Origin of the sequence: Lichenifustis flavocetrariae, assembly GCF_026130545.1 — a bacterium.
Taxonomy (GTDB): Bacteria; Pseudomonadota; Alphaproteobacteria; order Rhizobiales; family Beijerinckiaceae; genus Lichenihabitans; species Lichenihabitans flavocetrariae.
This window is the reverse complement of record NZ_JAMOIM010000011.1, coordinates 96,502-113,344: the sequence shown is the minus strand read 5'-3', so window position 1 is coordinate 113,344 and position 16,843 is coordinate 96,502. Positions and strand designations below refer to the sequence as shown.

Genomic DNA, 16,843 nt, shown 5'->3' with positions numbered 1-16,843 from the left:
ATCTGGTCGGCCCTCGCGCCATGATCTGTCGACGGCCGGTCGGAGTCAAACCTACGCTCAGTCGAAAGACCGGCTGGCGCTGCCGGTCTCAGGGATCGCGCAAAGCGTCAGCCGATTGTCATCAGACTGGCATTCCCGCCGGCCGCGGCAGTGTTGGTGCTGATCACCACTTCTTCGAGAAGCCGGTCGAGTGGGAAGCGTTCGCGCCCGGAGGCCAGGCCCTGGCGTGACGCACCATAGACCGGGATGACGGCGCCCTCCCAGCCAGCGACGTCCTGGCTGAGATGCAGCAGGCCGTCTCCATCGCCTTCATAGAGCACAGCTGTCACACCGAGATGCCGCGCTCCGTTGACCACCCTGTTCCGAAGGGGCGCCGGAAGGGTTTTGAGAACCGCGATCACGTCGTCGGGCGCATCGACCGTGAGTTCGTTGCCGGTTGCAAGTGCCGATGCGAGGGCTGTGAAAAGACCATTCGAACTCTGCACCTTGGCCGCAACGAGGCCTCGCGGCTTAAGGCCATAGCGATTGACCTCACCTACCGGCCCGGGAAGATCTACCCAAAGACGCCAGGGCGCCGAAGCACCGATCTCGGCCACGAGATCAGCGGTCCTCGTATCCCCCCTCGCCAGCAACCACTCCCGCAATTGGCCAACGAGAGGCAGGGTTGAGGTTTCCGGCCTTGCGTCGGACCCGCCCACGTCGGATTGCACCAAACGATGCAGGTAGAGAGGTCCCCCTGCCTTTGGACCCGTGCCCGACAAGCCATTGCCGCCAAACGGCTGCACGCCCACCACCGCGCCCACGATGTTGCGGTTCACATAGATGTTGCCGGCGCCGATCTTGTCCGTGACATGCGCGATCGTTTCGTCGAGCCGCGTATGCAGCCCGAAGGTGAGCCCGAACCCGGTCGCGTTGAGGGCATCTATCAGGGCATCGAGATCGTCGCGCTTGTAGCGGACGATGTGCAGCACGGGGCCGAACACCTCGCGTTTCAGGTCGCCCACTTGGTTGAGTTCGATCAGCGTGGGCGCCACGAATGTGCCCCCCGCGCAATCGCTCGGCAGATCCGCGGCATGAACCGCATGGCCCGCCGCTCGCATGGCCTCGATGTGTCCCAAGATGTTGTCGCGGGCCTCGGCCGAAATGACCGGACCGATGTCCGTCGCAAGCCGATCGGGATTGCCGACTGAAAGCTCCGCAAGCGCACCCCTCAGCATCTCTATCGTACGATCGGCGATCTCATCCTGCAGGCAAAGCAGGCGCAGGGCCGAGCAGCGCTGACCGGCGGAGTCGAAGGCCGATACGAGGACATCGGCCACGACCTGCTCGGCCAAGGCGGAGGAGTCGACCACCATCGCATTCAGGCCGCCCGTCTCGGCCACGAAGGGAATCGTTCGGCCTTCGGGGCTCAGGCGTTTGGCCAGCGTCCGTTGGATGAGGCGCGCCACCTCGGTCGACCCGGTGAACATGACGGCGGCGCATCCGCGGTCGGCCACGAGCGCTGCTCCCACTTCACCGGCGCCCGGTATCAGCTGGACCGCGCCCGCAGGGACGCCCGCCTCATGGAGCATCTCGATCGCGCGGGCGGCGATCAGCGGCGTTTCTTCGGCCGGCTTCGCCAGGACCGCATTGCCGACCGCAAGGGCCGCCGATACCTGCCCGGTGAAAATGGCGAGCGGGAAATTCCAGGGGCTGATGCAGACGACGGTCCCAAGTGGGCGGCCGCGGTCATGTGCGAAGTTCTGGGTCGCCTGGGCAGCGTAGTAACGCAGGAAGTCCACGGCCTCGCGCACCTCGGCGATCGCATTCGCGAAAGACTTTCCGGCTTCACGCACCAGCAGGCCCAGCAAGGCCGGCAGGCGAGCTTCCATCAGATCGGCCGCTCGGCGCAGGCAGGCGGACCGTGCCTCGGGAGGGGTCGCCTGCCAGATCGACCCAGCCGCCAGCGCCTCGGCAAAGGCATGATCCACGGCGGCCAAATCGGCATCCGTGACATGCCCGACAATGTCGTCATGATCCGCGGGATTGATCACGGCCCGCATCACCGTTTCGGATGTGCCATCCGTCGTGTGAGCGGGAGCCGCACGCCAATCGGTCGCCGTCCCGGCCAGCAGGGTCCCGGCCAGCGCCGCAAGGCGTTGCTCATTCGACAGGTCAAGACCGGCCGAATTGACGCGCTCGGCGCCGAAGAGATCTCGCGGCAAGGCGATCTTGGCATGTGGCGCCCCGATCGGCTCCATGCTCTCGGCCTGTGCGACCGGATCGGCGATCAGATCGTCGACCGAGATGCTCGGGTCCGCGATCCGGTTCACGAAGGAGGTGTTGGCACCATTTTCGAGAAGACGGCGCACCAGATAGGCGAGGAGGGTCTCATGCGATCCCACCGGCGCGTAAATGCGGCATGGCCGGTTGAGCTTGTCGCGTCCGACCACCTCGTCATAGAGCGGCTCGCCCATCCCATGAAGGCACTGGAACTCGTATTGGCCGTGGTAGAAGTTCTCGCCTGCCATGGCGTGGATCGTCGCCAGCGTCTGGGCATTATGCGTCGCGAATTGCGGAAATACCGCATCGGGCACCCGCAGCAGCTTGCGGGCACAGGCGAGATAGGACAGGTCGGTGTAAAGCTTGCGCGTGAAGACCGGGAAACCTTCGAGCCCGTCCACCTGGGCACGCTTGATCTCGCTATCCCAATAGGCCCCCTTGACCAGACGGATCATCAGCCGGTGGTTCGACCGCCGCGCGAGATCGATGAGGACATCGAGCACGTAGGGCGCGCGCTTCTGATAGGCCTGCACGACGAAGCCGATGCCGTTCCAGCCGGCAAGCTCGGGTGCGAAACAGAGCGATTCGAGGAGGTCGAGCGACAGCTCAAGCCGATCCGCCTCCTCGGCGTCGATGTTGAGGCCGATATCGTAGTGGCGCGCCAAAACCGCGAGCGCCAGCACGCGGGGCAGCAGTTCGGTCATCACCCTTTCACGCTGGGCGCGCGCATAGCGTGGATGCAGCGCCGAGAGCTTGACGGAGATTCCCGGTCCTTCGTAGATCCCGCGCCGGTTCGAGGCCGCCCCAATGGCGTGGATGGCCTGTTCGTAATCGCGGTAATAGCGCGCGGCGTCGGCCGTGGTGGTCGCGGCCTCGCCGAGCATGTCATAGGAATAGCGGAAACCGCGCCCTTCGTTCTTGCGGCTGTTGGCTAGAGCTTCGCCAATGGTCTGCCCGGTGACGAACTGCTCGCCCATCATCCGCATGGCCAAATCGGTGCCCTTGCGGATCAGCGGCTCGCCTCCCTTGCCAATCATCCGGGTCAAGGCCGTGCCGAGGCCGTTCTCGCTGGCGGTCGCCGTGAGCCTGCCAGTGACCACCAACCCCCAGGTTGCGGCATTGACGAACATGGAGGGGCTTTGCCCTAAGTGACTGGACCAATCCCCCAGCGCGATCTTGTCCCGGATCAGTGCATCGCGGGTCGCTCGGTCGGGAATGCGCAGAAGTGCCTCCGCGAGGCACATCAGCGCGACACCCTCCTGGCTCGACAATGAATATTCCTGCAGCAAGCCTTCCACGCCGCCACGCCGCGTCTTGGCGCGCAGATCTTCGACCAGTTTTCGGGCTGTTGCTTGGGCTCGCTCAATCGTTTCGGCGGGCAGGCGGGCTTCCGCGCAGAGCAGCGGCACGCAGTCTGGCTCAGGCACCCGATAGGCGGACGTAATTCTGGCGCGAAGAACGCTCTGGGGCTGAAGATCTTGTGCAAAAGCCAGGAATGGCTGCGATGCTCTCGCGGTTGCGCCACTCTGAGGAGCCGAGTGGCGCCCATCAGCGGCATCACCGCTCTCAATTCGCTCCAAAGTCGCAAAGATCGATTTCTTGATCAATCCGTGGGGCGTGGAGCCCATTGTCTGGGCTGCCGATTTGAGACGCTCTTTCAAGCTCTCATCGATCTTTACACCGATTGTCGAGTTGGCCATCAGACTGTCGCTCCGCTCTCCGATAGGCGCAACCCCTAGTATAGAACGGCGCAACCCGCAAGGATCGAGATGTTCATGTCTTGCAATTCGGGCTTGCGAATCAACTCCGTGTTGTCCTGATTGCCTTCGAGATGGGAACTGTTTAATTTTATGCCCTTATCCGGGCACAGTTTTTCGGCACACAGCTGAACGAGGGGCAGGGAGTAGCATGATGACAACACGTTTGGCGGTCGGGTCCGTATCGACGCTTGCCGCGGGCGCGCTGCTCCTGGGAGCCGCGCCTTATCTGTTTAATCGGGTCGTCGGCCCGACGCAGAGTGCCCCATGGGGATCGATCTCGTCTCTGTCGGTCGCGTCGCCCGCCATCGCTTCCGTGGACACGGATCGTGCGCAGCTTTTGAAGCTCGCCGCTTTGAAAACGGGCGCGACACAAGCCGACGACGAGACCGAGAAGGTCCAGGCCGTAGCCAGTGCCGTGGCTCAGCCGGCCGATGTTTCCCCCGCGGTTCTAGCAACAGAGCCGGTGGATGCGACCTCACAAGCGGCGAGTTCTGCGCCTGCTTCAAACGATGCGCCGGTCAAGATAGCTGCTGTCGACCCGGACCAGGGGTCACGGCTAAAACAGGATAAGACGGCCGTCGAGCCAGCAGGATCGACGCTGATTAATATCAATACAGCTTCAACTGAAGTGTTGGATCATTTACCTGGGGCCGGTCGGATCGGCCACGCGATCGTCACGCACCGGCCCTATCGAGCGGTCGGTGATCTCGTTCGGAAGCGGGTCCTCCGGACCAGCGATTTTCAGAAGATCCAATCAGTCATTCGGGTGGATTGAGGTTTCGGAACGGGTCACTCATCTGAGATGATCGAACAATGCCGCTAAAGCTCATAACGCCGACGACTGCGTTTCCTTCATGCTCAACACCGCCAGGAAGCTGATCAGGGCCGCGACGGTGACGTAATCGCCAACCCAGGGGAGCCCACCGCGCAGCAGCAGCAGTTGCGCGAGCGACGGTGCAAGAGACGCTCCCAGAATGCCGCCGATGTTATAGGCGGTCGACGCTCCCGTGTAACGAACCCGCGTCGGAAATAGTTCGGGCAGCAAGGCGCCCATCGGCGCGAATGTGAAGCCCATCAGGGCCAATTCCATCGACAAAAAGATCAACGCGTCAAAAGGATCACCGCTTCCGAGCAGGCGAGGCAGCCCGAGGCCCGACAAGGCCGCCATGGCGCAGCCTGCCAGAAGGACCGGGCGCCGCCCGATCATGTCGGCCAACAAGGCGGAAATCGGCGTGGCGAGGGCCATGAACATGACCGCCATGCACAGAAGCCCGAGAAAATCGATGCGCGGGATATGCTTGACGCCCGTGCCATAGCTGAGCGCGAAGACGGTGGAAATGTAGAACAGCGCGTAGCACACCACCATGGCGAGCGAACCCTGGATGAGCGGCACGCCATGATCGCGTAGCACCTCCATGATCGGTACGCGGGCTCGATCACCCCGCTCCGCGGCGGCCACGAAGGCTGGGGTCTCGGCCAGTGTCACGCGCACATAGAGACCGACGCCCACGAGAACCGCGCTGGCAAGGAACGGAATGCGCCAGCCGAAGGCTAGAAACCGTTCTTCGCCAAGACCAAGCAGAAGCGCCAGGAAAAAGCCGTTGGCGAGCAGGAAGCCGATCGGCGGCCCGAGCTGCGGGAACATGCCGAACCAAGCGCGCTGCTTGCGCGGCGCGTTCTCGACGGCCAGTAGCGCGGCCCCGCCCCATTCGCCGCCAAGTCCGATGCCTTGAAAGAGGCGCAGCAGGCAGAGCAGGACAGGCGCGGCGATGCCGGCCTGTGCATAGCCGGGCAGCGCGCCGATCAACGTCGTGGCGCATCCCATCACAAGCATCGACCCGACAAGTGTCGATTTGCGTCCGATACGATCGCCGAAATGGCCGAAGAGAACCGAACCGATCGGGCGCGCCAAAAACGCGATCCCGAACGTCAGGAACGCGCTCAGAGCCTGCAGGGACGGGTCGCCGCCCGGAAAGAACGTCCCGCCGATGACGAGCGCGGCAGCCGTTCCATAGATATAGAAATCGTAGAATTCGATCGTGGTCCCGACGAGGCTCGCCAGGACGATGCGCGCGGTGCTGACCTGCGCTTGTGCGACCTCCACCCGTTCCGCAGCCATTCCCCGCGCTTCTCCGCCATAGGCCCTGGCCGCATCTGTTGCGCGGCTCGATGGCCCATGGCGCTAAGCGAGAGTGCCATGGTGCGTCAAGCGAAAGGGGCGAGCGTGGTGACTCGGGGACTCAGGTCGGCGGGGCGTCGCGAAACGCCGACAGAGCTTCAGCCCGTGCGGCAAGCCGCGCGAGATTCGGATGCGAATCGATGGCGAAGAGCTCGGGCAGGATATCCTTGGTGAAACGCCATGCCACTGCCGCCGTGACATCGGCCTGCAGCGGCCGATCCGCGAAGAGCCACGTCTCGCCGGACCCGATTTCTTGCTCGAGGAGCCCATAGGCAGCGCGCAATTGTCGCTCAACCCGGTCGAGCCAGGGCTGGTGCTGCTTCTCGGCTGGTCGGAGCTGCCGCTCGTAGACGATCTGCACGGTCTTCTCGCAGCTTGCGAGGGCGAGCCCGATCACACGCTGGGCGCGAATGAAGGTCGCAGGGTCTTCCGGTGACAAACGCCGCTTTGGCGGCACGAGTCGTTCCAGAAGTTCGAGGATCAACGTCGAATCCATGAGAACGACACCTGAATCGGTGACAAGTGTCGGAGCCTTGACGATCGGATTCAGCACCGCGATGCGATCAAAGTCCCTGAAGACCGACAAATCGTCGTGGACGAAGGGTAGGTCCATCAGCAGGAGCGAGATCGCGACGCGGCGAACATAGGGGGAATCGAGTTTACCGATCAGACGCATGAAGCGCGTGTCCCAGGTTTCAGACCGGGTCTGCCACCGGCCAAGCGACAGGAGATTGACACCAGGCCGATCGCGCCACCATGGCGGTTCATCGGAAATCCTGGCGGGTTGCCGATGAATTCAAGCTGGGGACGAAAGCCGATCATGTTGCCTGACATCGACGCCAAAGATCTGGCGATCCTCGAAGCCTTGCAGGAGGATGGCCGGATCTCGCTCGCGCTCCTCGGCCGCAGGATCGGTCTGTCGCAGCCGGCCATGTCCGAACGCGTCAAGCGCTTGGAGGAGCGGGGCATCATCACAGGTTACGGGGCGCGGATCAGCGCCGATGCGTTGGGGTTACGGATGATGGCGATCATCCGCCTGAAGACCGCACATGAGCACATCAAAGCCTGCCTGCAGCAGTTCGCCGAGCTTTCCTATGTGATCGAAGTGCATCGGGTCACCGGCGAAGACTGTTTCATCCTGAAGGTGCTCGTCCCGGCTCCTGAAGATCTCGCGACGATCGTCGACGCGATCGGCCGGTTCGGCGTGGTGACGACCGCAGTCGTCTTGCGGAGCGAGCCACCGAAAGCCATCAGCCGAACCCTGATGATGGCGCGCCGACGGTAGACCGTTTGATCGGGAGAGAAGCATCTTTTGCACTTGCACAGGATCGAACGGTGCGGCAGTCCGGGTCATCAGCCATCAAGAGCGAGGAAATCCCAATGCTGACGACCGTGCCGAGCTTCGACCGCATCGGCGAGGAAAATGCCTTCGCGGTGCTGGCCCGCGCCACGGCGCTGGCCGGCCAGGGGCGTGACATCATCAATCTCGGTATCGGGCAGCCGGATTTCGCGACGCCCCCGCATATCGTCGAGGCGGCCGTCAAAGCCTTGCGGGATGGGCACCATGGCTACACGCCCGCGACCGGCATCCTGCCGCTACGTGAAGGTGTGGCCGCCGATCTGCACCGCCGGCTCGGGATCTCGGTGTCCCCGGAGCGCGTGATGATCGTGCCGGGCGGCAAGGTCACGATGTTCATGGCAATCTTGATGTTCGGCGAGCCGGGCGCCGAGATCCTCTACCCGGACCCTGGTTTTCCCATTTACCGCTCGATGATCGAGTTCACCGGCGCGACGCCGGTGCCGATCCCTATCCGCGAGGAGAACGGGTTCGCGTTTTCGGCCGAGGAGACCCTGGGGCTCATCACGCCGCGTGCACGGCTCCTGATCGTCAATTCGCCGGCCAACCCGACCGGTGGCGTGACGCCGAAGCAGGAGATCGACCGGCTGGCCGCCGGGCTCTCTCGGCATCCGCATGTCGCGGTTCTGTCCGACGAAATCTATGGGCAGATGACTTACGACGGCTTGGCGCATCAGAGCTTGTTGGCCTATCCGGAGCTGCGTGACCGGCTCATCGTGCTCGATGGCTGGTCGAAGACCTATGCCATGACAGGCTGGCGGCTGGGCTACAGCGTCTGGCCCGAGGCGCTCTACGACAAGGCCCGCAAGCTGGTCGTGAACTCCTTTTCCTGCACCAATGCACCCGCGCAATATGCCGGCCTTGCCGCTCTCGAAGGGCCGCAGGACGCGGTCGCCGCCATGGTGCGCGAGTTCGACAGGCGCCGGTCGCTCATCGTCGACGGGCTCAATGCGTTGCCCGGGGTGACGGCCGCAACGCCGAAGGGGGCTTTCTATGCCTTTCCCAACATCGGCGCGACGGGCTGGAAGGCGAAACCGTTGGCCTCTGCGTTACTGGAACGCGTCGGTGTCGCGACGATCGGGGGACCGGATTTCGGCGTATTCGGCGAAGGATATTTGCGCTTCAGCTATGCGAATTCGGCCGAGAATATCCGACGCGCTCTCGATCGCATCGGAAGCTTCCTAGAGGCCGAACGCCCCTCCGGATCAGACGCCTCAGATTAGCCGAACTCCCAGGGTCACCTCAGACCGGAAGCGAGTCGAACCGGAGAACACGGCAGCGCATGGGGTCAAGTCGGAGCTGGAACAAACGTCGCGTCCGTAAGGCAGCCCTGGCGGCTTGTTTGTCGGTCGTGGGCGCCGGGCAGGCCTCGGCTCATCCCCATGTCTTCGTCACCGCTCGCGAGCAGGTGATTTTTGGCTCCGACGGAAAGATCACGGGTATCCGGGCCGACTGGAAGTTCGACGACATGTATTCAGCCTTTGCGATCCAGGGCCTCGGCGATCCCGACAAGATCCTCACAAAGGAGCAACTCGCGCCGCTGGCGAAGACCAATGTCGAGTCGCTGGCCGAGTTTGGCTGGTTTACGGTCGGTCGGGCCTTCGGTAAGCCAATCCAGTTCAGCGAACCGGTCGATTACTCCCTCGACGAAGGCGCGGACAAACTCGTCACTCTGCATTTCACTCTGCCATTGAAGACGCCCACCGCGACCGGCCCCTTCTTCAACCTGCAGATCTACGATCCCACCTATTTTGTGGCTTTCGACTATGAAACCAAGGACCCCGTGACCCTGGTGAACCCGCCGCCGGGATGTTCGGTCAGCGTGGCGAAACCGAAGCCTCTCGACAATACCGACAGCCAGAAGCTGTCCGAGGCATTCTTCACCAACATGTCGCCCGGCACCGATTTTGGAATCAAGCTGGCGAGCCGGGCGATCATCGCATGCCCTTGATGGTTTCGAAGGCCTGGCTTCGGGCGTTATCGGGGCTCATGCCGGCAGGGCTGGCTCTTCTCAGCTGGTCGGGGTCTGCCATGGCACAGGCCAAGAACCCGTTTAGCGTGGGGATCTCGGAAGGCGGTGGGAGTGCGACCGGCTTTGCTGGGTGGATTCTCTCCCAGCAGGGATGGTTCGAGCATCAGCTTTCGCTTGGGGTACGCGCCGCGAGGGTCGACGGAGGGGCGTTTTGGCCCCTGGTGCTTCTCAGCTTCGGTTACGGCGTGTTTCATGCCGCCGGGCCCGGGCACGGCAAGGCCGTGCTGGCGTCCTACATGGTGGCCAACGAGCGTGCCTTCCGACGCGGCGTGGTTCTGTCCTTCCTCGCTGCGTTGCTGCAAGGGCTCATGGCGATCGTGCTGGTGAGCATCCTGGCGCTGATGCTGCACGCGACGGCGCAGCACATGAAGGATGCCGCATCGCTCGTTGAGACGGCGAGTTTCGCGGCGATCGTCGGGCTTGGGCTGCTTCTCGTATGGAGAAAGGGGCTTGCGTTATTTCGACTGTGCTCCCAGGGGTACGCCTTCGCGACGCCGGGCAGCGCGGCGCCGGTGTTTCTGGCAAACGACCACGTACTGGCGGCTCCAGGGATCGGCGCGTTGCGCTTCGAACCGATGCGCGCCTCCAACTCCGGGCGTTTTGTCTGCGTGCCCGGAGAGGGTTCGCATCCGGTGGGATGCCAGCATTGCTCCGGTCCAGACCCAACTTTATTGATGGCGCCGGTTTTCTCCCTCAGGGATGCGGTGACAACCGTTCTCGCGGCCGGGTTGCGACCCTGTTCGGGCGCGATCCTGGTTCTGGTGTTTTCTCTGGCTCAGGGTATCCTCCTGGCCGGCATCGTGTCGGTCCTCGCCATGTCGCTCGGCGTGGCCCTGACCACGGCGTCGCTCGCCACCGCGGCGGTCTTCATGAAGCAATTGGCCCAGCGATTTGTCGGCACGCATTCACGTCTCGGTGCGCTGGTCGGAGCGACGGTCGAGTTCGGCGCCGCCTGTCTCGTGCTTATGGCCGGGGCATTGCTGCTCGGCGGCACGATCGCGGGCGGCTCTTGACGCGTGCTGAGTCCGGTGCGAGACGCGGTCATCGCCTCAACGCTGTGAGACCAGATGCCTTCTTCTGACTTTGACGTGCTTTGCCTTGGCAATGCGATCGTCGATGTGATCTGCCAAGTCGAAGACGACGTTCTGGTTCGGGAACATATCGTCAAGGGCTCGATGACGCTCATCGATGAGACGCGGGCCGAGCATCTCTACCGGTTGATGCCGCGGGTCACGGTCGTGTCGGGCGGTTCGGCTGCCAACACGGCCGTAGGGGTCGCAAGTTTCGGCGCCAGAGCCGCGTTCGCGGGCAAGGTAAAGAACGACGAAGTCGGCGCCTTTTTCACGCGGGATCTCAAGGCAGGCGGGGTGCACTTCGAAACCGCTCATGCGATTGATGGTCTTGCCACCGCACGCTCGTTCATCATGGTCACGCCGGACGGACAGCGTTCGATGAACACCTTCCTGGGAGCCTGCCAGGGTTTGACGTCCGACGACATCGATCCTGAGGTCGTCAGAGCCGCCTCCATCACCTACTTCGAAGGTTACCTCTGGGATCCTGCGGCGGCCAAAACCGCATTTCGGAAGGCGGCAGAGATCGCTCATGCCGCGCAGCGGACAGTGGCTATCACCTTGTCAGACAGCTTTTGCGTCGATCGGTACCGCAGTGAGTTTCTCGAACTGATACGGTCGAAGACAGTCGATCTGGTTTTTGCGAACGAAAGCGAATTGCACGCCCTGTACCAGACCTCCGATTTCGGAACCGCCGTTGCAGCCATTCAGGCGGATTGCGAACTCGCCGTGGTCACTCTGGGTGACCGCGGCGCCGCGGTCATCACGGCCGGCGGCCACACAACCGTTCCGGCCGCTACGATCAACGAACTGGTTGACACGACCGGGGCCGGTGACCTGTTTGCGGCCGGTTTCATGGCTGGGCTTGCCCGGCGTGTTGACCACACTCATTGCGCTCGCCTCGGAGCCTTGGCGGCTGCCGAGATCATTCAACACGTCGGAGCACATCCTCACGTGTCGCTCTCAGGTCTGGCGGAACAGAACGGGCTCGGTTGAGCCCGCGCTGATCAGTCGAGAGGCGTGTATCCGAGCTCGCCGGGAGTAGGTCCTGGCAGGTCGGCATCCGTATCGAAGTCGTCGCTGTCCGTGATGTGGCGATTTGCAAACCCTGGGCCGAATGCAAGGTTCGTAGGAACACCATTGTATCCGACATAGGAACTGTAGGCATTGCCATAGTTCGGGTTGTTGTAGCCGCTGTCGAGGTCATCCCCAAACGTTCCGCCGAGCCCGTCGAATCCGTAGCCGTAGACGCCTTCGGTGCGCAAACGCACGCTCTCGTTGCGTGCTTCGCGCCGGGAAGCTTCCCGGCCCATGCGGTTGTTACCGTAGCCGTTGGCGCTGAAGCCGCCCCAGGCGATGATTTCACGGCCGCCGTCGCGGTACTCGATCCCTGTGCCGCGTGCGGCGGCGCCCGTGTGGCGTGTGATCGTAAGCGGATGCTCGTGGTGGCGGGTTTGCGCGAGAACCGGCGTCGCCGCAATGCCCACCGTGATCGCCAGCAGAGCGGCGCGGGTTGTGGTGTTCAGCTTGCCCATTGTTCTCTCGCCAGTGCGTCGGTCCTTCGAGTCCCGAAGGCCAACTGCTAAGTTCGTGCTGTGCTAACGCGGCCAAGTGACGTTCGGTTCGATGCCGCTTTGGTGCAAGGCCGGAAACAGCTCTTGATTAATGCTTCCCCAAGAATCGGGTCCCGGGTTTTGCACGGTCTCCACACGCTCTTGACCCTGGGAAGCGGCTGACGCTTTATTCGCAGAACCAGAGCAGGGTCCAACGCGTCGGGGAACAGTTTGAACGACCTGACCATCGATCCAAAGCTGCGCCGCCTGGATTTGGCGGCTCGCGCGGCTTGGCTTTACTACATCAAACGTCGCACTCAGGACGAAATCGCGATCGAACTCAACGTCTCGCGTCCCAATGCGCAGCGTCTTGTGGCCTTGGCCCTCAGTGAGGGGCTTGTCCGGATCCGCATCGATCACCCGTTGGTGAAAAGCATCGAACTTGGCGAACAGGTGCGAGAAACTTTCGGCCTTACATTTTGCGATGTGGCGCCAAGCGAGAGCCGAAAAACTGAAAATCAGATCGGGGTTGCGCATAAAGCGGCCGAATTGCTGGAGAGCTTCCTGTCGCCGAAGGTGCCCCAAACCCTTGCGTTCGGTACAGGGCGGACATTGCGGGAGGCCGTTCGTCTGGTCTCATCCATGTCCAGACCGGACCACAAGATCGTGTCGACCGTCGGCAATCTTTCGCGTGATGGGCGAGCCAGTCCCTATGATGTGGTGATGCGCCTCTCCGACCGCGTGGGCGCGCAATGTTATCCCTTGCCGCTGCCCGTGATCGTGGACACGGAGGAGGAATGCAACATCCTGAAGGCCCAGCGCGGGTATCGGACCATCCAGGCGCTGTTCGATCAGGCAGATGCTCTGATGTTCGGCGTCGGTCGCGTGGACGAACAGGCGCCTCTGCTGATCGACGGCTTCGTGACACATCACGAATGGAGCGAGATGGTCCGGCTGGGGGCTGCGGGAGAACTCACCAGCCGCAGCTTCGATGCCTCGGGTGCCATGATCGAAGGTTCCATCGCAGGACGGCTGACCGCGATGGAATTGCGTCGCCGTCCAGAGCGCCCGACGATCCTTGTGGCAAGTGGAGCGGAGAAGACCGAGCCGCTCAGGGCCGCTCTCAAGGGTGCGTTTGCCAACGGCGTCATCATCGACGAAGATATCGCACACGGGCTACTTCGCACTGCACAATAGTACGTGCGCCGCAATAAATGATTTGCTCCGTTAAGAGCTTGACAACAACTGCGAAAGGACAGAGCATTTGCTCTCGCGGTGAGCATTTAACAAGCCGCTTTGGGAGGAAGACTGATGCGTTTCGCTCGTTTTTGCGGGATGACGGCGCTTGGGCTCATTGCCGGTACTCTGGCGGCGCAAGCAGAGACAAAGTTGACGATCGCCACGGTCAACAATGGCGATATGATCATCATGCAGAAGCTATCGTCGGCATTCGAAAAAGCGAATCCCGATATCAAGCTTGATTGGGTGGTGCTCGAAGAAAACGTGCTTCGCCAGCGCGTTACGACCGACATCGCCACCAAGGGTGGCTCCTTCGACGTCATGACGATCGGCGCCTATGAGGCTCCGATCTGGGGCAAGCAGGGCTGGCTCGTGCCGCTCGACGACTTCGGCGCCGACTACGATTATGCCGACCTCGTGCCTCAGGTGAAGGACGGTCTCAGCGTTGGCGGCAAAATGTATGCGGCGCCCTTTTATGCCGAAAGCTCGCTGACCTTCTATCGCAAGGATCTCTTCGAGAAGGCCGGCATCAAGATGGCCGAAAAGCCGACGTATGCGCAGATCGCGGAATACGCCAACAAGCTGAGCGATAAAAAGGACGGCATCTACGGCATATGCCTCCGGGGCAAGCCGGGATGGGGCGAGAACATGGCTTGGCTTGGGACCGCAGCCGTGGCGTTCGGCGGCTCCTGGTTCGACGAGCAGTGGAAGCCCCAGTTTACCACGGAACCGTGGAAAGAGACCATCAAGTGGTATCTGGACGTCATGAAGAAGGACGGTCCTCCCGGCGCCGCTGCCAACGGCTATAACGAGAACCGTGCTTTGTTTGCGACCGGCAAATGCGGCATGTGGATCGACGCCACCGTGACGGCGGGCTACCTCTACAACCCCAAGGAAAGCCAGGTTGCCGACAAGGTTGCATTCGCGCCGGCGCCCATCACAGATGCCAACCCGAAGGCATCAGGCTGGTTCTGGTCCTGGGCGCTTGGGGTCCCGGCTTCCTCCAAAAATGCCGAAGCCGCCAAGAAGTTCGTTCAGTGGGCCACCTCCAAGGATTACGTGAAGCTTGTCGGCGAAAGCGAAGGTTGGATCGCGGCGCCTCCTGGCACCCGCATGTCGACCTATAGCAACCCTGAATACAAGAAGGTCGCGCCCTTCGCGGACTTCGTCCTGAACGCGATCGAGACCACGAACCCGGCGAAGCCGACCGTGAAGCCCGTCCCCTATACGGGCGTGCAGTTCGCCGCGATCCCTGAATTCCAGGGGATTGGGACAACGGCTGGCCAAGATGTCGCTGCTGCTCTCGCCGGTTCTTCGACGGGTGACCAGGCGCTGGCCAAGGCTCAAGCTTCCGCCGAGCGTACGATGAAGCAGGCGGGCTACCCGAAGTAGTCGGTCATCCCGGCTTCTCATCCGGGGCTCGGTCGATCCGGGCCTCGTTTGATCAGGGATCTGGGGTGGCTCGGCCTTCCCGGTCAATGATCGACTCTAAAGCGCCTTGGTCAAGAGCGCGCTGAGCTTAGACTTCCGCAGTGATCGATTGAACGCGGCACGGTGGTGGCCGTCGAACGATCGATCCAGCCGTATCGGGCCCTTTGCTCGCGCGGCGTTCGAGGTTTCTTTTCGATCGAGTGATCGACATGACAACGTCCACCATTCCCTCTCCGAAGGCGGCCGGTTTCTCGTTTCGGCGGGCACAGAGCCGCGCGACGGACACACGGCCGCTTCTCTGGCCCAGCATTTTCGTCCTGCTGATCTGGATGATCGTGCCGCTTGTCCTGACGCTTTATTACTCGCTGCGGAACTATAATCTGGTCGATCCGACAGTGACCGGCTGGGCCGGGATCGACAATTACACCTATCTTCTCACAGACCCGTCTTTCCTGACCTCGGTGATGAATACCGTTGTACTGGTCGGCGGCGTGCTGATCTCGACGGTCGTGTTCGGCACGCTCTTCGCCGTTCTGTTCGATCAGGAGTTCTGGGGGCAGGGCGCAGCACGCCTGTTCGTCATCGCGCCCTTCTTCGTAATGCCGACGGTGGCGGCCCTGGTGTGGAAAAACCTGCTGATGCATCCGGTGAATGGTCTCTTCGCCTATATCACCAGTTCCCTCGGCCTTGGCGTGATCGACTGGTTCACGACAATGCCCTTGTTCTCGGTCGGAATCATCGTGGCATGGCAGTGGGTCCCCTTCGCGACCCTGATCTTGTTGACCGCCATGCAGTCGCTCGACCGCGAACAGATGGAGGCGGCTCGCATGGACGGCGCCAAGGCCGTGGCGCGCTTCCGCCACATCATCGTGCCGCATCTGGCCCGTCCTATCACCGTTGTCGTGATGATCGAGACGATCTTCCTGCTCGGTATCTTCGCCGAGATCTACGTCACCACATCGGGCGGCCCGGGCGATGCGTCGACCAATCTGCCATTCCTGATCTACAAGACCGCGATTTTGAACTCGGATGTCGGCGGTGGCTCGGCCGGGGGTATCGTCGCGGTCGTCTTGGCGAACATCGTGGCTTTCTTCCTGGTGCGCACCGTCGCGCGAAATCTCGACTGAGGCCCTGTCATGAAAACCAAGCCTCGCGACAAAGCCCTGATGACCCTGCTCGGCTGGGGCGTCGCCTTCATCGTGTTCTTCCCGGTTCTTTGGATGGCCCTCGCCTCCGTGAAGACCGAACTCGATGCGGTCGCGACCCCGCCAAAGATCCTGTTTCGGCCGACGCTTGAGAATTACGCCGAAATTAACCAGCGTGCCGACTATCTGAAATTCTTCACGAATTCGATTGTCGAATCGGTTGGTGCGACCCTCGTGTGCCTGCTCCTGGCGGCGCCAGCCGCCTATGCCATGGCGTTCTTCCCGACACGGAAGACCAAGGACATTTTGATGTGGATGCTCTCCACCAAGATGATGCCCGCCGTCGGCGTGTTGGTTCCGATCTATATACTCGCCATCCAGACCCATTTGCTCGACACCTGGGCCGGTATGATCATCGTCTACACGCTGATGAACCTGCCGATCGTCGTCTGGATGCTGTATTCCTTCTTCCGCGAAGTCCCGAAGGAGATTCTCGAAGCGGCGCGTATGGATGGTGCAACTCCACGACAACAGTTGCTGGAGTTGCTTCTGCCGCTGTCCCTTCCCGGGATCATGTCGACCGCGCTGCTCTCGATCATCATCTGCTGGAATGAGGCCTTCTGGAGCATCAATCTTACGGCCTCGAAGGCTGCACCGCTCACAGCTTTCATCGCCTCCTTCTCAAGTCCGGAGGGCCTGTTCTGGGCGAAACTCTCAGCCGCTTCGCTTCTTGCCATCGCGCCGATTTTGGTGTTCGGCTGGCTGACACAAAAACAATTGGTCCGAGGCCTGACCTTCGGCGCCGTCAAGTAGGA

General features: G+C 62.2%; 14 protein-coding genes. 10 read left to right on the top strand and 4 right to left on the bottom strand.

The window, feature by feature from the left end; translation table 11 throughout:
- Positions 1–107: 107 nt before the first annotated feature.
- Positions 108–3,962: a trifunctional transcriptional regulator/proline dehydrogenase/L-glutamate gamma-semialdehyde dehydrogenase gene (gene putA, locus M8523_RS17275; RefSeq protein WP_282586133.1), complete on the bottom strand. Its 3,855-nt coding sequence runs from the start codon at positions 3,960–3,962 to the stop codon at positions 108–110.
- A gap of 223 nt (positions 3,963–4,185) precedes the next feature.
- Between putA and M8523_RS17270 the strand changes: the two genes are divergently transcribed.
- A complete protein-coding gene (locus M8523_RS17270) occupies positions 4,186–4,797 on the top strand; it encodes a helix-hairpin-helix domain-containing protein (RefSeq protein WP_282586132.1) in 612 nt (203 codons plus the stop codon).
- A 51-nt stretch (positions 4,798–4,848) separates the two neighbouring features.
- On the opposite strand, the gene M8523_RS17265 is transcribed toward M8523_RS17270, so the two are convergent.
- Together M8523_RS17265 and M8523_RS17260 are read right to left on the bottom strand one after the other, a co-directional pair.
- Complete coding sequence (locus tag M8523_RS17265; RefSeq protein WP_282586131.1) at positions 4,849–6,141, bottom strand: MFS transporter; 1,293 nt, start codon at positions 6,139–6,141, stop codon at positions 4,849–4,851.
- A 121-nt stretch (positions 6,142–6,262) separates the two neighbouring features.
- Positions 6,263–6,877 (bottom strand): glutathione S-transferase, encoded by a 615-nt coding sequence (locus M8523_RS17260; protein WP_282586130.1) that lies wholly within the window; start codon positions 6,875–6,877, stop codon positions 6,263–6,265.
- Positions 6,878–7,021: 144 nt separating this feature from the next.
- Between M8523_RS17260 and M8523_RS17255 the strand changes: the two genes are divergently transcribed.
- From M8523_RS17255 to M8523_RS17235, 5 genes are all read left to right on the top strand, one after another.
- Positions 7,022–7,486, top strand: a complete 465-nt coding sequence (locus M8523_RS17255) for an Lrp/AsnC family transcriptional regulator (RefSeq protein ID WP_282586129.1) — start codon at positions 7,022–7,024, stop codon at positions 7,484–7,486.
- A gap of 95 nt (positions 7,487–7,581) precedes the next feature.
- The gene (locus M8523_RS17250; protein ID WP_282586128.1) at positions 7,582–8,781 is read left to right on the top strand and encodes a pyridoxal phosphate-dependent aminotransferase; all 1,200 of its coding nucleotides are present in this window, start codon (positions 7,582–7,584) and stop codon (positions 8,779–8,781) included.
- A gap of 128 nt (positions 8,782–8,909) precedes the next feature.
- Positions 8,910–9,509 carry a DUF1007 family protein gene (locus M8523_RS17245; protein ID WP_282586224.1) on the top strand — a complete coding sequence of 200 codons (600 nt, stop codon included), beginning with the start codon at positions 8,910–8,912 and terminating at the stop codon, positions 9,507–9,509.
- Positions 9,500–10,603 (top strand): nickel/cobalt transporter, encoded by a 1,104-nt coding sequence (locus M8523_RS17240; protein WP_282586127.1) that lies wholly within the window; start codon positions 9,500–9,502, stop codon positions 10,601–10,603. Before M8523_RS17245 ends, M8523_RS17240 begins: the two co-directional genes overlap by 10 nt.
- Positions 10,604–10,657: 54 nt before the next feature.
- Positions 10,658–11,656 carry an adenosine kinase gene (locus M8523_RS17235; RefSeq protein ID WP_282586126.1) on the top strand — a complete coding sequence of 333 codons (999 nt, stop codon included), beginning with the start codon at positions 10,658–10,660 and terminating at the stop codon, positions 11,654–11,656.
- 11 nt (positions 11,657–11,667) lie between these two features.
- On the opposite strand, the gene M8523_RS17230 is transcribed toward M8523_RS17235, so the two are convergent.
- Complete coding sequence (locus tag M8523_RS17230) at positions 11,668–12,195, bottom strand: hypothetical protein (protein ID WP_282586125.1); 528 nt, start codon at positions 12,193–12,195, stop codon at positions 11,668–11,670.
- Between the two features lie 249 nt (positions 12,196–12,444).
- Here M8523_RS17230 and M8523_RS17225 point away from each other — a divergent pair, with 249 nt between their 5' ends.
- From M8523_RS17225 to M8523_RS17210, 4 genes are all read left to right on the top strand, one after another.
- Entirely contained in the window at positions 12,445–13,410 is a 966-nt protein-coding gene (locus tag M8523_RS17225; RefSeq protein ID WP_282586124.1) for a sugar-binding transcriptional regulator, read from the top strand.
- Positions 13,411–13,524: 114 nt separating this feature from the next.
- The gene (locus M8523_RS17220) at positions 13,525–14,844 is read left to right on the top strand and encodes an ABC transporter substrate-binding protein (protein WP_428350770.1); all 1,320 of its coding nucleotides are present in this window, start codon (positions 13,525–13,527) and stop codon (positions 14,842–14,844) included.
- 248 nt (positions 14,845–15,092) lie between these two features.
- Positions 15,093–16,010 (top strand): carbohydrate ABC transporter permease, encoded by a 918-nt coding sequence (locus M8523_RS17215; RefSeq protein ID WP_282586123.1) that lies wholly within the window; start codon positions 15,093–15,095, stop codon positions 16,008–16,010.
- A gap of 9 nt (positions 16,011–16,019) precedes the next feature.
- Positions 16,020–16,841: a carbohydrate ABC transporter permease gene (locus M8523_RS17210; RefSeq protein WP_282586122.1), complete on the top strand. Its 822-nt coding sequence runs from the start codon at positions 16,020–16,022 to the stop codon at positions 16,839–16,841.
- Positions 16,842–16,843: the final 2 nt, after the last annotated feature.

What these genes read in the sequence shown, in the direction of transcription:
- M8523_RS17230 (WP_282586125.1), bottom strand. Translation starts at nt 12,195, where the DNA reads ATGGGCAAGCTGAACACCACAACCCGCGCCGCTCTGCTGGCGATCACG.
- M8523_RS17265 (WP_282586131.1), bottom strand. Translation starts at nt 6,141, where the DNA reads ATGGCTGCGGAACGGGTGGAGGTCGCACAAGCGCAGGTCAGCACCGCG.
- M8523_RS17215 (WP_282586123.1), top strand. Translation starts at nt 15,093, where the DNA reads ATGACAACGTCCACCATTCCCTCTCCGAAGGCGGCCGGTTTCTCGTTT.
- M8523_RS17220 (WP_428350770.1), top strand. Translation starts at nt 13,525, where the DNA reads ATGCGTTTCGCTCGTTTTTGCGGGATGACGGCGCTTGGGCTCATTGCC.
- putA (WP_282586133.1), bottom strand. Translation starts at nt 3,962, where the DNA reads ATGGCCAACTCGACAATCGGTGTAAAGATCGATGAGAGCTTGAAAGAG.
- M8523_RS17255 (WP_282586129.1), top strand. Translation starts at nt 7,022, where the DNA reads ATGTTGCCTGACATCGACGCCAAAGATCTGGCGATCCTCGAAGCCTTG.
- M8523_RS17240 (WP_282586127.1), top strand. Translation starts at nt 9,500, where the DNA reads ATGCCCTTGATGGTTTCGAAGGCCTGGCTTCGGGCGTTATCGGGGCTC.
- M8523_RS17260 (WP_282586130.1), bottom strand. Translation starts at nt 6,877, where the DNA reads ATGCGTCTGATCGGTAAACTCGATTCCCCCTATGTTCGCCGCGTCGCG.
- M8523_RS17235 (WP_282586126.1), top strand. Translation starts at nt 10,658, where the DNA reads ATGCCTTCTTCTGACTTTGACGTGCTTTGCCTTGGCAATGCGATCGTC.
- M8523_RS17250 (WP_282586128.1), top strand. Translation starts at nt 7,582, where the DNA reads ATGCTGACGACCGTGCCGAGCTTCGACCGCATCGGCGAGGAAAATGCC.
- M8523_RS17210 (WP_282586122.1), top strand. Translation starts at nt 16,020, where the DNA reads ATGAAAACCAAGCCTCGCGACAAAGCCCTGATGACCCTGCTCGGCTGG.